General features: G+C 32.2%; 14 protein-coding genes. 11 read left to right on the forward strand and 3 right to left on the reverse strand.

Annotated features, from left to right (window positions below):
- The first annotated feature begins 138 nt into the window (after window positions 1–138).
- From uvrC to JMO20_RS05070, 10 genes are all read left to right on the forward strand, one after another.
- Window positions 139–2,004: an excinuclease ABC subunit UvrC gene (gene uvrC / locus JMO20_RS05025; RefSeq protein ID WP_202708444.1), complete on the forward strand. Its 1,866-nt coding sequence runs from the start codon at window positions 139–141 to the stop codon at window positions 2,002–2,004.
- Between the two features lie 3 nt (window positions 2,005–2,007).
- A complete protein-coding gene (gene hprK, locus JMO20_RS05030) occupies window positions 2,008–2,925 on the forward strand; it encodes an HPr(Ser) kinase/phosphatase (protein ID WP_202708445.1) in 918 nt (305 codons plus the stop codon).
- A gap of 21 nt (window positions 2,926–2,946) precedes the next feature.
- Entirely contained in the window at window positions 2,947–3,702 is a 756-nt protein-coding gene (locus tag JMO20_RS05035; protein ID WP_202708446.1) for a phosphatase, read from the forward strand.
- A 210-nt stretch (window positions 3,703–3,912) separates the two neighbouring features.
- Window positions 3,913–7,449, forward strand: coding sequence for a pyruvate:ferredoxin (flavodoxin) oxidoreductase (gene nifJ / locus JMO20_RS05040; RefSeq protein ID WP_202708447.1), 3,537 nt, complete (start codon window positions 3,913–3,915; stop codon window positions 7,447–7,449).
- A 105-nt stretch (window positions 7,450–7,554) separates the two neighbouring features.
- Window positions 7,555–8,898, forward strand: coding sequence for an ABC transporter substrate-binding protein (locus tag JMO20_RS05045; RefSeq protein ID WP_207753439.1), 1,344 nt, complete (start codon window positions 7,555–7,557; stop codon window positions 8,896–8,898).
- A gap of 140 nt (window positions 8,899–9,038) precedes the next feature.
- Window positions 9,039–9,968: a UDP-N-acetylmuramate dehydrogenase gene (gene murB / locus JMO20_RS05050; protein WP_202708448.1), complete on the forward strand. Its 930-nt coding sequence runs from the start codon at window positions 9,039–9,041 to the stop codon at window positions 9,966–9,968.
- A 17-nt stretch (window positions 9,969–9,985) separates the two neighbouring features.
- Window positions 9,986–10,717, forward strand: coding sequence for a PHP domain-containing protein (locus tag JMO20_RS05055; protein ID WP_202708449.1), 732 nt, complete (start codon window positions 9,986–9,988; stop codon window positions 10,715–10,717).
- 13 nt (window positions 10,718–10,730) lie between these two features.
- Window positions 10,731–11,582, forward strand: a complete 852-nt coding sequence (gene rapZ, locus JMO20_RS05060; RefSeq protein ID WP_202708655.1) for an RNase adapter RapZ — start codon at window positions 10,731–10,733, stop codon at window positions 11,580–11,582.
- Between the two features lie 19 nt (window positions 11,583–11,601).
- The gene (locus JMO20_RS05065) at window positions 11,602–12,876 is read left to right on the forward strand and encodes a gluconeogenesis factor YvcK family protein (RefSeq protein WP_202708450.1); all 1,275 of its coding nucleotides are present in this window, start codon (window positions 11,602–11,604) and stop codon (window positions 12,874–12,876) included.
- A gap of 276 nt (window positions 12,877–13,152) precedes the next feature.
- Entirely contained in the window at window positions 13,153–14,532 is a 1,380-nt protein-coding gene (locus tag JMO20_RS05070; protein WP_202708451.1) for a tryptophanase, read from the forward strand.
- A gap of 196 nt (window positions 14,533–14,728) precedes the next feature.
- Here the strand turns inward: JMO20_RS05070 and JMO20_RS05075 are convergent, their stop codons facing one another.
- From JMO20_RS05075 to JMO20_RS05085, 3 genes are all read right to left on the reverse strand, one after another.
- Entirely contained in the window at window positions 14,729–15,187 is a 459-nt protein-coding gene (locus tag JMO20_RS05075; protein WP_202708452.1) for a DUF2383 domain-containing protein, read from the reverse strand.
- 20 nt (window positions 15,188–15,207) lie between these two features.
- Complete coding sequence (locus tag JMO20_RS05080; RefSeq protein ID WP_202708453.1) at window positions 15,208–15,756, reverse strand: hypothetical protein; 549 nt, start codon at window positions 15,754–15,756, stop codon at window positions 15,208–15,210.
- A 280-nt stretch (window positions 15,757–16,036) separates the two neighbouring features.
- Window positions 16,037–17,074: a M42 family metallopeptidase gene (locus JMO20_RS05085; protein ID WP_202708454.1), complete on the reverse strand. Its 1,038-nt coding sequence runs from the start codon at window positions 17,072–17,074 to the stop codon at window positions 16,037–16,039.
- Window positions 17,075–17,426: 352 nt separating this feature from the next.
- On the opposite strand from JMO20_RS05085, the gene JMO20_RS05090 reads away from it, so the two are divergent.
- Window positions 17,427–17,831: an NUDIX hydrolase gene (locus tag JMO20_RS05090; RefSeq protein WP_202708455.1), complete on the forward strand. Its 405-nt coding sequence runs from the start codon at window positions 17,427–17,429 to the stop codon at window positions 17,829–17,831.
- The last annotated feature ends 17 nt before the right edge of the window (window positions 17,832–17,848 follow it).

Below are 17,848 nucleotides of genomic sequence, written 5' to 3' on the forward strand. Positions count from 1 at the left end.
TCCTTGTTTATTATATACAAATTTCAAAAAACCATCAATTGTGATATTATTAAGTATTATATAATAAAATTGGAAATTGATGAAGTTACTTTTTCAATAAATAGAATATAACCTAGAATGATTAGAAGGGTGATATATATGTTCAATATCAAAGAAGAACTGAAAAAATTACCAGATAAACCTGGTGTTTATATAATGAAGGATGATAGAGGGCAAGTAATATATGTAGGGAAGGCAATATCTCTTAAGAAGAGAGTGAGGCAGTATTTTCAATCATCAAAGAACAAAGGGGCCAAAGTAGTGGCAATGGTTGAAAATATAAATGAATTTGAATATATAATTACGGATACAGAGGTAGAAGCTTTAATTCTAGAGGCAAATCTTATAAAAAAGCATAAGCCTAAATATAATGTTTTACTTAGGGATGATAAGCAATATCCATATATCAAGGTTACGACAAACGAAAAATATCCTAGGGTATTAAAAGTGAGAAAAGTAAGAAAGGATAAGGCTAAATATTTTGGTCCATATATAAGTAATTTTGCAGTAAATAATACTTTAGATATAATTGGGAATTTATATCCTATTAGAAATTGTAACCTTAACTTGGATAAGGATATTGGAAAACATAGGCCATGCTTAAATTATTATATAAATAAGTGCTTGGCTCCTTGTCAAGGGAATGTAGATGAAGAAGTCTATATGGAAATGATTAATGAGATAATGATGTTCTTGAGTGGTAAAGAAGATAAGCTTATAGATATTATACAAAATAAGATGAAGGAAGCTTCCAAGAACTTAGATTTTGAAAATGCAGCCAAATACAGAGATCAAATCAATTCATTAAAACATGTACTAGAAAAGCAAAAAGTAATTTCAACAACTATGATTGATCAAGATATAATTGGAATGGCTAGAGGAGTTGATGAAGTCTGCATCCAAATATTCTTTGTTAGAAGTGGAAAGATTATGGGGAGAGAACACTTTATGCTAACAGGAACAGATGATAAGAGTATTGGAGAAGTGCTTAGTTCCTTTACAAAGCAATTTTACTTGGGATCAGCCTACGTACCTAAGGAAATATTAGTTGAAGATGACTTTGAAGATAGAGAAGCAATATCTAGATGGCTAAGTGAAAAAAGAGGATCTAAGGTTTTTGTAAAGATACCTCAAAGAGGAGAAAAGAATAAGTTAGTTGATATGGTTAAGAAAAATGCTAGACAAACCTTAGAACAATATAGTGAAAATATAAAACGTAAAATGAATAATAGCATTGAAGCAGTTAGAGAATTGGCAAAGTATTTAGACTTAGATGAAATTCCTCAAAGAATAGAAGCTTTTGATATTTCCAATATTCAAGGTGTAGAATCTGTAGCATCAATGGTAGTTTTTGAAAAAGGATTGCCAAAGAAAAGTGACTATAGAAGATTTAAAATAAAATCAATAACAGGATCTAATGACTATGGAAGTATGGAAGAGGTTGTTTATAGAAGATTTAATAGAGGAATAGAGGAAAAGAAACTTATTAAGGAAAGTAAAATAGGTATTGAAAGTTTCTCAGTATTTCCAGATTTAGTTATGATTGATGGTGGTAAGGGTCAAGTAAACATTGCTAAGAAGGTCCTTGACCAATTAAATTTAGATGTACCAGTTTGCGGGCTAGTGAAGGATGACTTTCATAGAACTAGGGGAATAATATATGAGAATCAAGAGATAGCATTACCTAATAATAGCTCTAGTTTTAAGTTAGTTACAAGAATACAGGATGAAGCCCATAGATTTGCTATTAATTATCATAGAAGTCTTAGAGATAAAAAGATGTTTAAATCTATACTTGATGATATAAAAGGTATTGGTAATACGAGAAAAAAAGCTTTATTAAAAAGTCTTGGATCAATAGATAATATTAAAAAGGCTACTGTAGAGGAGTTATCCTCGATAGAAGGTATGAATAAACGTGCTGCCCAGTCAGTATATGATTTTTTTAGAGGAAAGAAGGGATAAAATTTGAATGGAATAACAATTGATCAATTTGCAGAAGAACTAGATTTAGAGATAATTTATAGGCCTGATAATCCAGAGACAAAGATTACTACCAGTGATTTAAACAGACCTGGTATACAGTTAACGGGATATTTTGAATATTTTCCACATAAGAGGCTTCAAATAATTGGAAAGGTAGAGTGGAATTATTTAGCTACTTTAGGTGACAAAGAAAAAGAGAGAAGAATTGAGGAGATCTTTAAATATCCTATACCTGGTGTTGTAATAACAAGAGAACTCGAAGTGTACCCTGAAATTATACAAATGGCAAAAAAATATAATAGAACAATATTAAGAACAGATATTGCAACGACTAAATTTATTAATAAGATAATTAATTATCTTGATGATGTATTTGCTCCAAAAACAACAATGCACGGAGTTCTTGTGGAAGTATTTGGTATGGGTGTATTAATATTAGGTAAAAGTGGCGTTGGTAAAAGTGAGACTGCATTAGAGCTAGTTAAAAGAGGACACAGATTAGTAGCTGATGATGCAGTAGAGATAAAAAGAATCGAAGACGGAATCCTTAAGGGCACATCACCAGAGTTAATTAGGCACTTCCTAGAAATACGAGGTATAGGAATTATTGATATTAAAAGGTTATATGGTGTTGGAGCAGTAAAAACATGGGAAGCTATAGACCTTGTAATAGAGCTTGAGTTCTGGGATGAAAAGAAAGAGTATGATAGACTTGGTATGGATGAACAATATGCTCAAATACTTAAGGTAGATATTCCAAAGTATGTGATTCCAGTTAAGCCTGGCAGAAATTTAGCAATGATAATTGAAGTAGCTGCTAGAAATAATAGAGAAAAGCAAATGGGATATAATGCAGCACAAGAATTAAGTAATAAGGTCTTAATGGAAATGGAAAAATAAGGTTAGTTAGGAGGTAATAATTTGAGAAGTTTAATTGATACACATTGCCATACTATTTCAAGTGGACATGCATATAGTACTGTTCAAGAGTATGCAAGAGAGGCAAACAATAAAGGATTACAAATGATAGCTATAACTGACCATGGTCCAGAGATGCCTGGAGGTCCCCACATATTTCATATAGCTAATCAACGAGTAATACCTGAAAAAATATATGGTGTAGAGATATTAAAAGGTGTAGAAGCAAACATAATGAATTGCGAAGGTGAATTAGATATACCAGAGAGAATTTTAAAGAGATTGGACTTAGTTATTGCTTCATTGCATGATGTTTGTATTACACCAGGGAGTATTGAGGAAAATACAAAAGCAATATGTAAAGCCATGGAGAATGATTATATTGATATAATAGGGCATTCTGGTAATCCAATGTATCCAATAGATAAAGAACAAATAGTACTTAAAGCAAAGGAGACAAACACTATTATTGAAATTAACAATAGTTCTCTAAAGCATAAAGGGAGCAGAGCTGGGAGCATGGATAACTGCTATGAAATTGCAAAGCTATGTAAAGATCATGGAGTTAAAATCGTGCTAGGAAGTGATGCTCATATTTCTTTTGATGTAGGTAAGCTGGATGTAGCAACTGATATGCTTTCAAAAATTGGTATGCCAGAAAATCTCATAATGAACTTGGATACTAAGAGATTAAAAGAATACTTAACTAAAAAGGGAAAGACGAGGTTTATGGAAAGTACAAATGTTCCAACTGTATAAAGATTAAATTCAACATAAATCGACATTTAAATATTTTTATAATCAGACCCTAATAAAACAGGGTCTTTCTTAATGAAATAATAAATTTTTGTAACATTAATTACCCCCCTATTTATTGACTTTCTAAGTATAGTTTACTATACTAAAGTTATGCTGTATGCTAAAATATTATCAAATAAATAATATATAATACCAAAAGGGGGTTAACCAATGGCTAAAGTTATGAAAACCATGGATGGAAATACTGCTGCTGCCTATGTATCCTACGCATTCACAGACGTAGCTGCAATATATCCAATTACACCTTCATCTGACATGGCACAACACGTAGATGAATGGGCGGCCCATGGACAAAAGAATATTTTCGGTCAAACTGTAGATGTGACTGAACTACAATCAGAAGGCGGGGCTTCAGGTGCAGTTCATGGTTCACTACAAGGTGGAGCTTTAACTACTACTTTTACAGCTTCACAAGGTTTATTACTTATGATTCCAAACATGTATAAAATGGCTGGTGAGTTATTACCAGGAGTTTTCCATGTAAGTGCACGTGCTGTTGCAACTCATGCACTATCAATTTTTGGAGATCACTCAGATGTTATGGCAACTAGACAAACAGGATTTGCTATGATTTCATCTGGAAGTGTTCAAGAAGTTATGGATCTTGCTGGTGTTGCACACTTAGGTGCTATCAAGTCAAGAGTACCATTCTTACATTTCTTTGATGGATTTAGAACATCTCATGAAATTCAAAAGGTTGAAGTAATTGAGTATGACGAATTTGCTAAATTAGTAGATTACGATGCAATCAATGAATTTAGAAACAGAGCTTTAAATCCAGAACATCCTGTGACAAGAGGTACTGCTCAGAATCCAGATATATTCTTCCAAGCGAGAGAATCATCAAATAAATTCTACGATGCAGTTCCAGATATGGTTGCAGATTATATGAAAGAAATCAGCAAAATAACTGGTAGAGAGTACAAACCATTTAACTATTATGGTGCAGAAGACGCTGAACGTGTAATAATAGCTATGGGATCAGTTATTGAGACTGCTGAAGAAACGGTTGATTATTTATTATCAAAAGGAGAAAAGGTTGGATTAATTAAGGTTCGTTTATACAGACCATTTTCTGCTAAATATTTCTTCGATGTATTACCTAGTACAGTTGAAAAAATAGCAATACTAGATAGAACTAAAGAGCCAGGGGCACTTGGAGAACCATTGTATCAAGACGTTCGTACTTTATTCTATGAAGAAGAGAAGCAACCTATTATTGTTGGAGGACGTTATGGTTTAGGATCTAAAGATACAACTCCTTCACAAATTAAATCAGTATTTGATAACTTAAAGCAAGACGAGCCTAAAAATGGCTTTACAATAGGAATAAATGATGATGTAACTCATACATCACTTGAAATAAAAGAAGAAATAAATACAGCTCCAGAGGGAACTATAAGATGTAAGTTCTGGGGACTTGGTTCAGATGGTACGGTAGGAGCTAACAAGAATGCAATTAAGATTATTGGTGATAACACTGATATGTATGCTCAAGGATACTTCTCTTATGACAGTAAGAAATCAGGTGGAGTTACTGTATCTCACTTAAGATTTGGTAAGAAGCCAATCAAGTCTACTTACTTAATTGATGAGTCTGATTTCGTATCATGCTCTATGCAGTCATATGTAGAGCAATATGAAATATTAAAAGGACTTAAGGATGGAGGAACATTCCTACTTAATACCCTTTGGTCACAAGATGAAATAGAAGAAAAATTACCAGCGGAAATGAAGAAGTACATAGCTGATCATAATATTAATTTCTATACTATTAACGCTACTAAGATTGCGTCTGAAATAGGTCTAGGAAATAGAACTAATATGGTTATGCAAGCTGCATTCTTCAAATTAGCTGAAGTTATAGATATTGATGATGCTATTAAATATCTAAAAGATGCTATAGTTAAATCCTATGGTAAGAAAGGTGAAAAGATAGTTAATATGAACTATGAAGCTGTTGAACGTGGTATCAAGGCATTAGAAAAAGTTGAAGTTCCTTCTGCTTGGAGTGGTGAAGAAGCTGCAACTCAAGTTGCTGCAACTACAGAAGAGCCAGGATTCATTAAAGATATATTAAGACCTATAAATAAACAAGATGGAGATTCACTTCCTGTAAGTACATTTGTAGGAGCAGAAGATGGTACATTTGAAAATGGTAGTGCCGCTTATGAAAAACGTGGTATTGCTGTTAACGTTCCAGAGTGGAAAATAGATAGCTGTATTCAATGTAATCAGTGTTCTTTCGTATGTCCACACGCTGCAATAAGACCATTCCTAGTGAATGAAGAAGAAAAAGAAAACGCACCAGAGACATTTGAAACTAAGAAAGCATTAGGTAAAGGCTTTGATGGGTTAGAATATAGAATTCAAGTAAGTGCATTAGATTGTACTGGATGTGGAAACTGTGCGGCTATTTGTCCATCTAAAGAAAAATCATTAATTATGAAGCCTTTAGAAACTCAAATTGATCCACAAATTGATAACTGGAATTATGCTATGACAGTGTCTGAGAAGAAAGATTTAATGTCATTAAATACAGTTAAAGGAAGTCAGTTTGCACAACCATTACTTGAGTTCTCAGGAGCTTGTGCTGGCTGTGGAGAGACTCCATATGCAAAAACAGTTACACAATTATTTGGAGATAGAATGATCGTTGCTAACGCTACAGGTTGTTCTTCAATCTGGGGTGGATCAGCACCTTCGACTCCATACTGCAAAAACTCTGAAGGTAAAGGTCCTGCTTGGGCTAACTCATTATTCGAAGATAATGCTGAATATGGATATGGTATGGCATTAGCAGTTAAGAAAATGAGAAGTACTCTTGAAAGTATAATGACTGAATTAGTAAAACTTGATGTACCTGAAGAAATTAAAAATGCTTGTAACGAATGGATAAGTGGTAAGAATGATGCAGGTGCTTCTAAGGCTGCAGCAATAAAACTACTTCCATTATTAGACAATAACAATGTAGAGGATGAAAGAGCTAAAGCAATCCTTAAAGAAATAGCTGAAAAGAAAGACTATCTAATCAAGAAGTCTGTATGGATTGTTGGTGGAGACGGATGGGCTTATGATATCGGTTACGGTGGATTAGACCATGTACTTGCATCAGGAGAAAATGTAAACGTACTAGTATTTGATACTGAAGTTTACTCCAACACTGGTGGACAGTCTTCAAAAGCTACTCCAACTGCAGCTGTTGCTAAGTTTGCTGCTTCTGGTAAGAAAGTTAGAAAGAAAGACTTAGGGTTAATGGCTTCAAATTATGGATATGTATATGTTGCTCAAGTATCTATGGGAGCTAATAAGAACCAGTTTATGAAGGCGTTAGTTGAAGCTGAAAGCTATGACGGACCTTCAATAATCATTGCTTATGCTCCTTGTATCAACCATGGTATTAAAGGTGGTATGGGTAAAGCTCAAGAACAGTCTAAAGCTGCTGTTGAGGCTGGTTACTGGCACTTATGGAGATATAATCCACTTCTAGAAGAGGAAGGAAAGAATCCATTTGTTCTAGATTCTAAAGAGCCAACGGCTTCATTCCAAGACTTCTTAAGAAGTGAAGTAAGATATACTTCATTAGAGAAGACATTCCCAGAAGTTGCTGCTGCGTTATTCAAGAAAGCAGAAGGGGATGCACAAGCAAGATATAAGACTTATAAGCGTTTAGCTGACGCTGAATAATATATGATTTAAAACACGGTCAAGTTATTGACCGTGTTTTTTCATACTCAAATTAAACATAAAGATATTTCTTATAGAATAATTATATCTATGGGGGGTGTCTTAATGCTTAGGAAAACAGGTTTTCTAATAAAGAGCATATTATCAATGATTCTGATAATGTTTATCATTGCATGGCCAGTTTATAATATCTTTATACATAAGGCTGATGTGGAAGACATGAATGATAAATCTAAGGAGCAATGGAGAGGAGTAATAACTATATGGGATTATCCAAGACTAAATGTGGAGACTGGCAGCAGATATGGATGGATAACAGAAAAAATAAAGAGATTCGAAAAAGAGAATCCAGGAGTATATATAAAATTAGAGCCAATTGATTGGAGTACTGGGCCGATAAAACTAGAAGTAGGATTAAAGACAGGGAGGTTGCCAGATATAGCTCCTATAGGTAATGATTTTGTGTTTATGGAAGAAGAGGTACTGGAACCTTTAAACCCATACTTTAGTAAAGAAGAATTATCGAAATTCAAATATCAAGCTTTAAAAGCAGTATCCCATGATGATAAAATTTGGGGAATTCCCACCATGATGTCCACCTATGCCATGTTCATAAACTTAGAGTTATTTAGACAGAATGGAGTTGAACCGCCTACTGATGGAAATTGGACCTATGAAGAGTTTGTTGAGAAGATGAAGAAGTTAACATATGATTCAGATAATGACGAGGTAATAGATCATTACGGTATAACTTCATTTATTCAACCTAATTATTATAATGTTTGGGGAATAATATTAAGTGATGGAGGAGAGTTGATAGATGAGAATGGAAACTATAGTTTTTATGGAGAAAAGGCAATAAGTGGAGTAGAAAAACTAGTATCCCTCAATCAAGAATATAAAGTAACACCTGAAAATTTTGGTACTATAGATGAAAACAAAGCTTGGGAGATGTTTTATAAGGATGAAACTGTTGCAGTTTATCCAACAGGAACATGGGCTGTTAGAGTTTTAGAGAATCAATATAGAAAAGGGGAAGGATTCGAATTTGCAGTTGTTAATTATCCAATAGGAGATAAAAAAGTACCTACATCATTAAATAGTAATGTAGCTTCCTATGGCATATTTAAACAAGAGGATGAAGGTAAACGTCAAATGTGTGTTAAATTACTTAAGTTTTTAGTTCAAGATAAATATCAGAGGGAATTGGAAAGTTTAGGAATGTTTCCGACTAAAAATAATATTAAAAATATGTACTCAGAAAATATAAATATGAAAAAGTTTGAAGATGCATTGGCATATACTCAAGTAGTTCCAAGACATAGAAAATGGAAGGATATAGATAGAATATTACAAAGCCAGATTAGAATGGCAGTAATTGGACAAAAATCTAGTCAAGAGGCTATAGAAGAAGCAAGAAATCAAATTGAACAACTATTGAGGCAATGAAGGAGATAGTTAAGGTAAAATGTTGTTAATATTATAAAAAAAAGATATACTTAATTGTAGATACAAACAAAATTATAAAGTAAATATTGCAAATATATAATGAATTTTTATATGAAAATTCTTCAAATTATAAAAAAATTATGGAGTTGATAATATTGAAAAAGGAAGAAATTTATAAGCTTATAAAAGAGAAAATAAAAGTGGGTGAAATTAAATTAGATGAACCTATGAAAAATCATTCTTATTTTAAAATAGGAGGACCAGCTGATATTCTTGTTTTACCAGGCACTATTGAAGAGATATCTGAAAGCATCAAAATATGTACAGACAACAATCTAAGATATCAAGTTATTGGAAATGGAACTAACCTATTGGTTAGAGATAAGGGTATTAGAGGAGTAGTCATAAAAATAGATAAGAACTTTAGTGATATAGAAGTAAATAAAAATATAATTAAAGCACAAGCTGGGAGTTTAATTTCAAAGGTAGCTAAAGCTGCTTTAAAGAATTCTCTAACTGGATTTGAAGGATGTAGTGGTATACCTGGATCTTTAGGTGGAGCTGTGGCAATGAATGCAGGAGCATATGGAACTGAAATGAAGGACGTAATTAAATCAGTTAAATGTGTAGATAGAGACGGAAATATTTTAGAATACACCAATGAAGAAATGCATTTTGGGTATAGACATAGTAGAGTTATAGAAGAGAATCTTATAGTTGTAGAAGCTGAAATTGAATTAAAAGTTGGCGACTATAACGAAATAAAAGCTAAGATGGATGAGCTTACAGATAAAAGAAATACTAAGCAACCTATTGATATGCCCAGTGCTGGAAGTACATTTAAAAGGCCTGAAGGTGATTATGCATCTAGGTTGATTGATGTATCAGGGCTGAGAGGTTTAAGATTTGGTGATGCTCAGGTATCAGAAAAGCATTGTGGATTTGTGGTAAATCTGGGTAATGCAACAGCTGAAGATGTGCTTCAACTGATAGGATTTATTCAGAAAACTGTTAAAGATAAGCATAATATTGAACTTGAGCCGGAAGTAAGAATAATAGGAGAAGAATAGAAAGAGGAAGGGTTATTATGAAAGTTTTTGCTGATTATCATACTCACACATTATATAGTCATGGAAAGGGTACTATAAGAGACAATGTAGAGAGTGCTATTAAAAAGGGATTGAGGGAAATTGCAATTGCTGACCATGGGGTAGGTCATTTAACATATGGTGTAAAGAAAAGAAATCTTTCAAAAATTAGAACTGAAATAGATGCTCTTAATAAGGAATATAAAGAGATAAAGATACTTATGGGTATGGAGTGTAATATAATAAGCTATGATGGTGAGATAGATATTGATGATGAAATAATGGGGTATATAGACATGTTACTAGTAGGATTTCATTTTGGAGCTAAGTTTAGAACCCTTAAAGATAGTTATAGGGCATATATACTTAACTATTGTAGTAGATTTTCAAAGAATATAGATGAAAAAATTAGAAAACTTAACACAACGGCTACAATTAATGCAATCAATAGATATGATATAGATTTGATAACTCATCCTGGGGCAAAAGTTGACATTGATACTAAAGAGTTAGCAAAGGCAGCTGCTAAAAGAGGAACTGCACTTGAGATAAATTCCAGTCATGGTCAATTATCTTTAGAATACATAAAAATTGCTATGGAGGAAGATGTTAATTTTATCATTAGTAGTGATGCGCATACACCAGAAGATGTTGGAAATGTTGAAAAAGGTATTACTAGAGCCATTAAGGCCGGACTAAAGGCAGAGAGGATACTTAATGCAGAAGATTAAAGGAGTGAAAAGAGTGGAGTTTGTAATAATCACAGGATTATCTGGAGCAGGAAAGAGTCAAGCAATAAAAGTACTAGAGGATATTGGGTATTATTGTATGGACAACCTACCTCCAGCTTTATTACCAGACTTTGCAGAATTGTGCTATGAGTCTAAGAGAAATATAGATAAGGTAGGTGTGGTGGTTGATATTAGAGGGGGTAAGTTCTTTAATGATTTATTTAAGAGTCTAGATGCACTAAAATCCCATGGGTTCAAGTATAGAATTTTATTTTTAGATGCTTCTGATCAAGTGTTAATTAAAAGATATAAAGAACTTAGAAGACCTCATCCATTAAGTCCAGAAGGAAGAATCACCGATGGAATTGCAATGGAGCGAGGAAGGCTTATTGAGGTTAGAAAAAAAGCAGACCACATTATAGATACTACAAATTTAACCCTATCCTTGTTAAAAGAAGAAATGAAGGAAATTTTCTTAGAAGGCAAAGACAGTGATAATCTTACCATATCTGTAATATCCTTTGGATTTAAAAAAGGAGTATTATTAGACGCAGACTTAGTATTTGATGTTAGGTTTTTACCTAATCCTCATTATGTTAGTGAGTTAAGGGAACATACTGGCAATGATAAGAATGTACAAGATTATGTAATGAAATGGGAAGAAAGTAATATATTTATTGAGAAGCTTAAAGATATGATAGATTTTTTAATTCCATTCTATATAAAAGAAGGAAAGACTCAGCTGGTAATAGGAATAGGGTGTACGGGGGGAAAGCACAGATCTGTAACTATTGCCAATGTTTTGTATGAGCACTTGAAAAAGAATGACAGGAGAGTAATTATAGATCATAGGGATTGTCAATAATCTTTAAAGGAGTAAAATAATGAGTATCTTAAAGTGGTTAAAACCTGGTCTGAAAATAAAGAGATGGGTATTATTGGGGATTATAGGAATATTAGTATTAGGGGTTGGTTTATCATCAGTATTGAATAATTTATTTTCTGATATAAGAAGAATATTAGTTATAGATCCTATTTTAGTAGTTATAGGAATTTTATTGATAATAATATCATTAAGACGGGGGATAACCTCCGTATTAATAGTTATGAGATATTATAAAAAAAATGTACAGCTTGATAGAGATTTAGTTAATGAATTATTATATAAAGATAGGATATTAACTAAACGACCTAAAATAGTAGTAATTGGTGGTGGAACAGGTCTATCTGTTTTATTGAGAGGTCTAAAAGAGTATACTACTAATATAACTGCCATAGTAACTGTAGCAGACGATGGTGGTGGTTCAGGAATACTAAGGGAAGACCTGGGAATGCTACCTCCTGGAGATATTAGAAGTTGTATTTTAGCACTGGCTAATACAGAACCTACTATGGAAAAACTTCTTCAATATAGATTTAAAGAAGGAAAGCTTAAAGGACAGAGTTTTGGAAATCTATTTATTGCTGCAATGGATGGTATTTATGACAATTTTGAAATTGCTATAAAAGAAATGAGTAATGTTTTAGCAGTTACTGGACGGGTTTTACCAATGACTCTAGAGGATGTTGAATTATATGCAAAACTTAAAAATGGGACTGTAATTAAAGGAGAATCAAATATTCCAGAGGAAAACATTAAGCTTGGTAGTGAAATAGATAAAGTATTTATAAAACCAAGAAATAGCAGACCTCTAAATGAAGCATTAACGGCTATTAATGAGGCAGATTGTATTGTTTTAGGACCTGGAAGTCTTTATACTAGCGTGATTCCAAATCTTCTAGTTAGAGATATTACATATAAAATTTGGAGATCTAAGGCGATTAAGGTTTATATACCAAACGTTATGACCCAGCCTGGGGAGACTGATGGGTATGATGTACTTCAACATGTAGAGGCCATATTAAGGCATAGTAAAAGAAATATTATAGATTACGTTATTACCAATATAGAGCCTATTCCTAAAAGTACATTAAATATATATGCTAAAGATGGAGCAAAGCCAATAATAATGACTGAAGAACAAGAAAAAGAATTAATGAAGAAGGATATTAAGGTTGTAAAAGATAAGCTGATAGATATAAAAAAGAATTATATTAGACATGATGCACCTAAGGTAAGTGAAATAATAATTGATTTAGTAAATAAAAAAAGATGGTGATACGAAAAGGGGCTTTAAAAGAAGTCTCTTTATATTGTTCTACTGATTTAGATAAATAGTTCACTATAGAATGTCTAGGGATTTATGATAGAAAATAGAATAAGGATATATTAATGTATGGAATACTAATCATGATGTTTTAGTTGTTACAAAAGTGTTAAAGAAAACTATTAAAAAATGAAGGGATTTATAAATTAAAATAGAAGTTTTATTATTGTTTGAAAATTTAAAATTGTGTGATTCTAACTATAATTCAAAATATAAGGAGGGGAAATTATGTATGATAAAATGGCAGAACCATATAGAATAAAAATGGTTGAGAGAATTAAATTAATTTCTAAAGAGGAAAGAGAAAGAAAAATCCAAGAGGTTGGATACAATCAATTTGGATTAAAGAGTGAAGATATATTTATTGACCTATTAACTGATAGTGGTACTGGAGCTATGAGTGATAATCAATGGGCTGGCTTGATGCTAGGTGATGAGTCCTATGCCGGTAGTAAAAACTACTATAATTTAATGGATAGTATTAAAGATATTATTGGGTATGATTATTTTGTACCGACTCATCAAGGTAGAGGTGCGGAAAACGTTTTATTCCCGTTGCTTATTAAAGAAGGACAATATGTACTAGGTAATATGCACTTTGACACTACCAAAGCACATATTGAGTTGAAGGGTGGAAGAGCAATAAACTTAGTTATCGAAGATGCTTACGATACACAAAAAGAACATCCATTCAAAGGTAACTTTGACATTGATAAGCTTGTTAGTTTTATTGAAGAAAAAGGTGTAGAGAAGTGTGCTTTTATACTTATAACTATAACTTGTAATAGTGCCGGAGGACAGCCTGTTTCTATGGAAAATATTAAGGCTGTTAAAGAAGTTGCAGACAAGTATGGTTTAAGGGTATTCTTTGATGCAGCTAGATTTGCTGAAAATGCACACTTTATTAAGCAAAGAGAAAAAGGATATGAAAATAAAACTGTAAAAGAAATAGTTAGAGAAATGTTTTCATATGGGGAAGGATTAACCATGAGTGCTAAAAAAGATGGTTTAGTAAATATGGGTGGTATGATTGCCATTAATAATGATGAAGATTTGTATGAAGGCGTTAGAAAAATGGTTATACCTATAGAAGGATTTCCTACTTATGGTGGACTTTCAGGTAGAGATATGGAAGCTTTAGCAAGAGGATTAAGAGAAGTTGTAGAAGAAGACTATCTTCAATCAAGAATTGGTCAAGTTGAATACTTAGGCAGAAAGCTAGACGAAGCAGGCATTCCTATTCAAAAGCCTGTTGGAGGTCATGCTGTATTTGTTGATGCTAAGAAGATGCTTCCTCATATCCCATATCATCAATTCCCTGCGCAAGCATTGTGTGTAGAATTATATAAAGAAGCAGGCATTAGGGCTGTTGAAATAGGGTCATTCCTATTAGGAAGAGATCCGGACACTAAAGAGCAACTAGAATCGCCTCTAGAGCTTTTAAGACTTACTATACCAAGAAGAATGTACACTAATAATCACATGGACGTTATAGTAGAGGCATTTAAAAATATTAACAAGAGAAAAGATCAATTAAAAGGATATGACTTTACTTATGAGCCAGAGGTATTAAGACACTTTATAGCTAAGTTAAAGCCAGTTGAGTAAAGAATAGTATTAGATTGTAGAGATAATTAAAAAAATTATAAAGAATCATTGTGACATTTTTAATGTCACAATGATTCTTTAGTCTTAAGCAAGAAAAAGAATTTTATAAAGAAAATTAAATTAGAGTATAAAAAATAAACCCCTTTAAATAGCTAATATTAAAATAATTATTAGCTATTTAAAGGGGTTTTAGAATTTAAGATAACTCTTCACTACTAAATTCACTTTTTAGGCTTTCCATTATTTCTATATGGCTTTTATCCTTTGACAATATATCCTTAACTAGATTCATGGACTCAGAATCTAAATCTCCTCTAGCTATCTCTTCTGACATAGAAACACCCTTTGAGACTCCTTTATATGCCTTATCAAGTATATGTTTATCAGTGTCATCCATTTTAAGGTCAAAATTAAGCATAGTATCTGCCATAACACCTTTTAATCCTAATTTTTCATGGGGAGTACCACCTAAATCTTGAATCCGTTTTGATAATTGAGCTGAATGATCTCTATGGTCCTTTTGCATCTTTTGAAAAGTATTTCTAAGCCTTGTATCCTTTACTTTACTTATTAATAAATTAAAGGAGTCTACACCCATTTGTTCTCCTTGTAAAAGAGTATTAAGGGTTTTAAGATTATTTTCTCCACTATTCATAGTTACACCTCATTTATATTTTAATGTCTATTATATTTTTCATCTAGCATACGTGATATTAAGCTTCCAGCACTACGTTTAGTTAAATTACGGTAATCAACCTCTACATCTAAAGTACTAGATAATTTTTTTAGTGTATCAACCTGTCTTTGAGTGGGAGGTTCATCGTTATATAGTCCAACGTTAGTTGAAGTGTATTCCTGATGTACAGTTTCATTAGGTTCAGATATGTCCTCTGTATTTAATTCTTCGATTGCTGTCATGCCTATATTTGTTAAATCTCTTAGAGCTCTAGCCTTAGCCCTTGTAGACGCCATTCTAATGATATGAGGGGCTATTTTAGAGTTCACAGACATAGGACTAGCATCGCCATAGTCGACAAATTTATTGCTATTTGTTATTGCGGTTGCTCTGCAAATAGCAGTCATATTATTATCTTTACTAGGATATTGAACTAAATCAACCTCAATTGACTTTAATTGATTCTGATGAGCTAAGTCTAAAAGTCCTTCATAAGTAACATAGGATTTTCCCTGTAGAGTTATTACGAACTTTTCATTAATAGGCATAATTTCACCTTCCTTCAGTATTATTTTTTATTTCTTTATATATAAATAAACATCTTAATTAAGTAAAAGAATTAAAAATATGGTTCTAAAAGAAAGAAATTGAAATAGGATCTTTGAAATTTATATAATGAATTTTTTTAGCAGAAAAGATTACAGAAAGATATATTACTAAATATATTAATCAATAAGAGTGATATATTTGTAATAAAAAATCACATCCTGTTTAGGATGTGGTTTTTTATTATAGCAAATAAAGATATTATTTAAATCTTATATTAGATTAATCAATTATATACTTCATTCCAAGCTTGATAGTATTTTCAATTGCTTCTTTATGAGTTCTTTCATGGGAGTGGGATGCATCTACACCAGGTCCGATAAGACCATGTTTAAATTCCCAACCAGCTCTCATAGCAGCGCTGGCATCTGAACCATAAAAAGGATAGATATCAATTTTATAATTAATATCATTTTCCCTTGCAATCTTGACTAATTTCTTTCTTAGTTCAAAATCATAAGGTCCACTAGAATCTTTGGCACAAATTGTAACACTAAATTCATCAGATGTTTGACCTTCACCAGGGGCTGACATATCAATTGCTACAAATTCAAAGGTCTTTTCAGGGATTGAAGCCGATGCTCCATGACCTACTTCTTCATAATTACTAATAAAGAAGTTTGTAGTATGAGTAGGAGTAATATTATTATCTTTGATGTATTTAGCCATACCTAATATAGCAGCTACACCAGCTTTATCATCCAGATGTCTTGATTTCACAAATCCGCTTTCTGTAACTGTAGTTCTAGGATCAAAGTAAACAAAATCACCAACTTCTATACCTAGTTTCTGTACATCCTCTTTATCTTCTACCTTTTCATCTAGTCTAACTTCCATTGTACTTTGTTTTCTTTCGAGATTTTTAGCTTCTCCACCATGTACATGAGTTGAGGCCTTAGTGATTAAAACTGTACCAGTGTATTTTTTACCATCATATGTTTCTATAGTACAATGTTCACCTTCAATCGAATTCCACATGTAACCACCTAATTGAGTAAGCTTAAGTTTTCCATTACTCTTGACTTCTTTTACCATAGCACCTAAAGTATCAACATGGGCTGATAAAGTTCTATGTTTATCATCGTTATCGCCTTTAATTGTACCTACTAAAGCACCTTTATTAGTTATGTAGTTTTCTACTCCTAATTCGTCAAGCTCTTTTTTAATAAGATTAATTACTTCTTTTGTATTTCCCGATGGACTTGGTGTTTCTAAAATCTCAACAAGTTTGTCTGTAACATAATTCATATCAATTTTCATTTAAATTCCTCCATCCTTTGAAATTCAATTTATATTTTAGGAATATGATTATATAAATATGTTTAATTATGTAATAGAGCAAATTATTAGTCAATTATTTAATCATACACCTAAATTTATTTTATAACAAAAAGATTAATTATTCCAATAAAAAACATCTATGATATAATAAGTCTATAGAAAAATGAATTGATAAATATATTTAGTATAAGACTATAAATATTAACAAGTAAACCTACTATTGAGTATCATTAAACTAAAGATAATAGTTGAAAGATTTTAGCAGATATGATAATTTAATTGTATAAAAATTCATAGTATTTATGTATTCTGAATATAGGAGCGTGGCAGTATGAAAGAAGAAGTAAGTGCAGGAGGGGTTGTGGTTTTTGGAAATGCAATATTACTTCTAAAAAAGTACAATGGTGACTGGGTATTACCTAAAGGTAAGATTGAAGAGGATGAAAACTTTAAAGAAGCTGCTTTAAGAGAGGTATTTGAAGAGGGAGGAGTAAAGGGTAAAATCATTAAGTATCTTGGGAAAATACATTACAGCTTCAGAAATAATAGAGAAGAAAGCCAAGTTGTTAATAAAACTGTACACTGGTTTTTAATGGTTACTCGGAGTATGGAATGCACACCCCAAAGAAAAGAAGGATTTATTGATGCTAGATTTGTTCATGTTAATAGAGCAGCAAAGCTAGCTAAATATGAAGATGAAAGAAGTATAATTAGAAAAGCAATTCAAGAAATGTAATAATACCTGATTATAGT

It is taken from the genome of Sporosalibacterium faouarense, from assembly GCF_016765695.1.
GTDB classification, from domain to species: domain Bacteria; phylum Bacillota; class Clostridia; order Tissierellales; family VENL01; genus Sporosalibacterium; species Sporosalibacterium faouarense.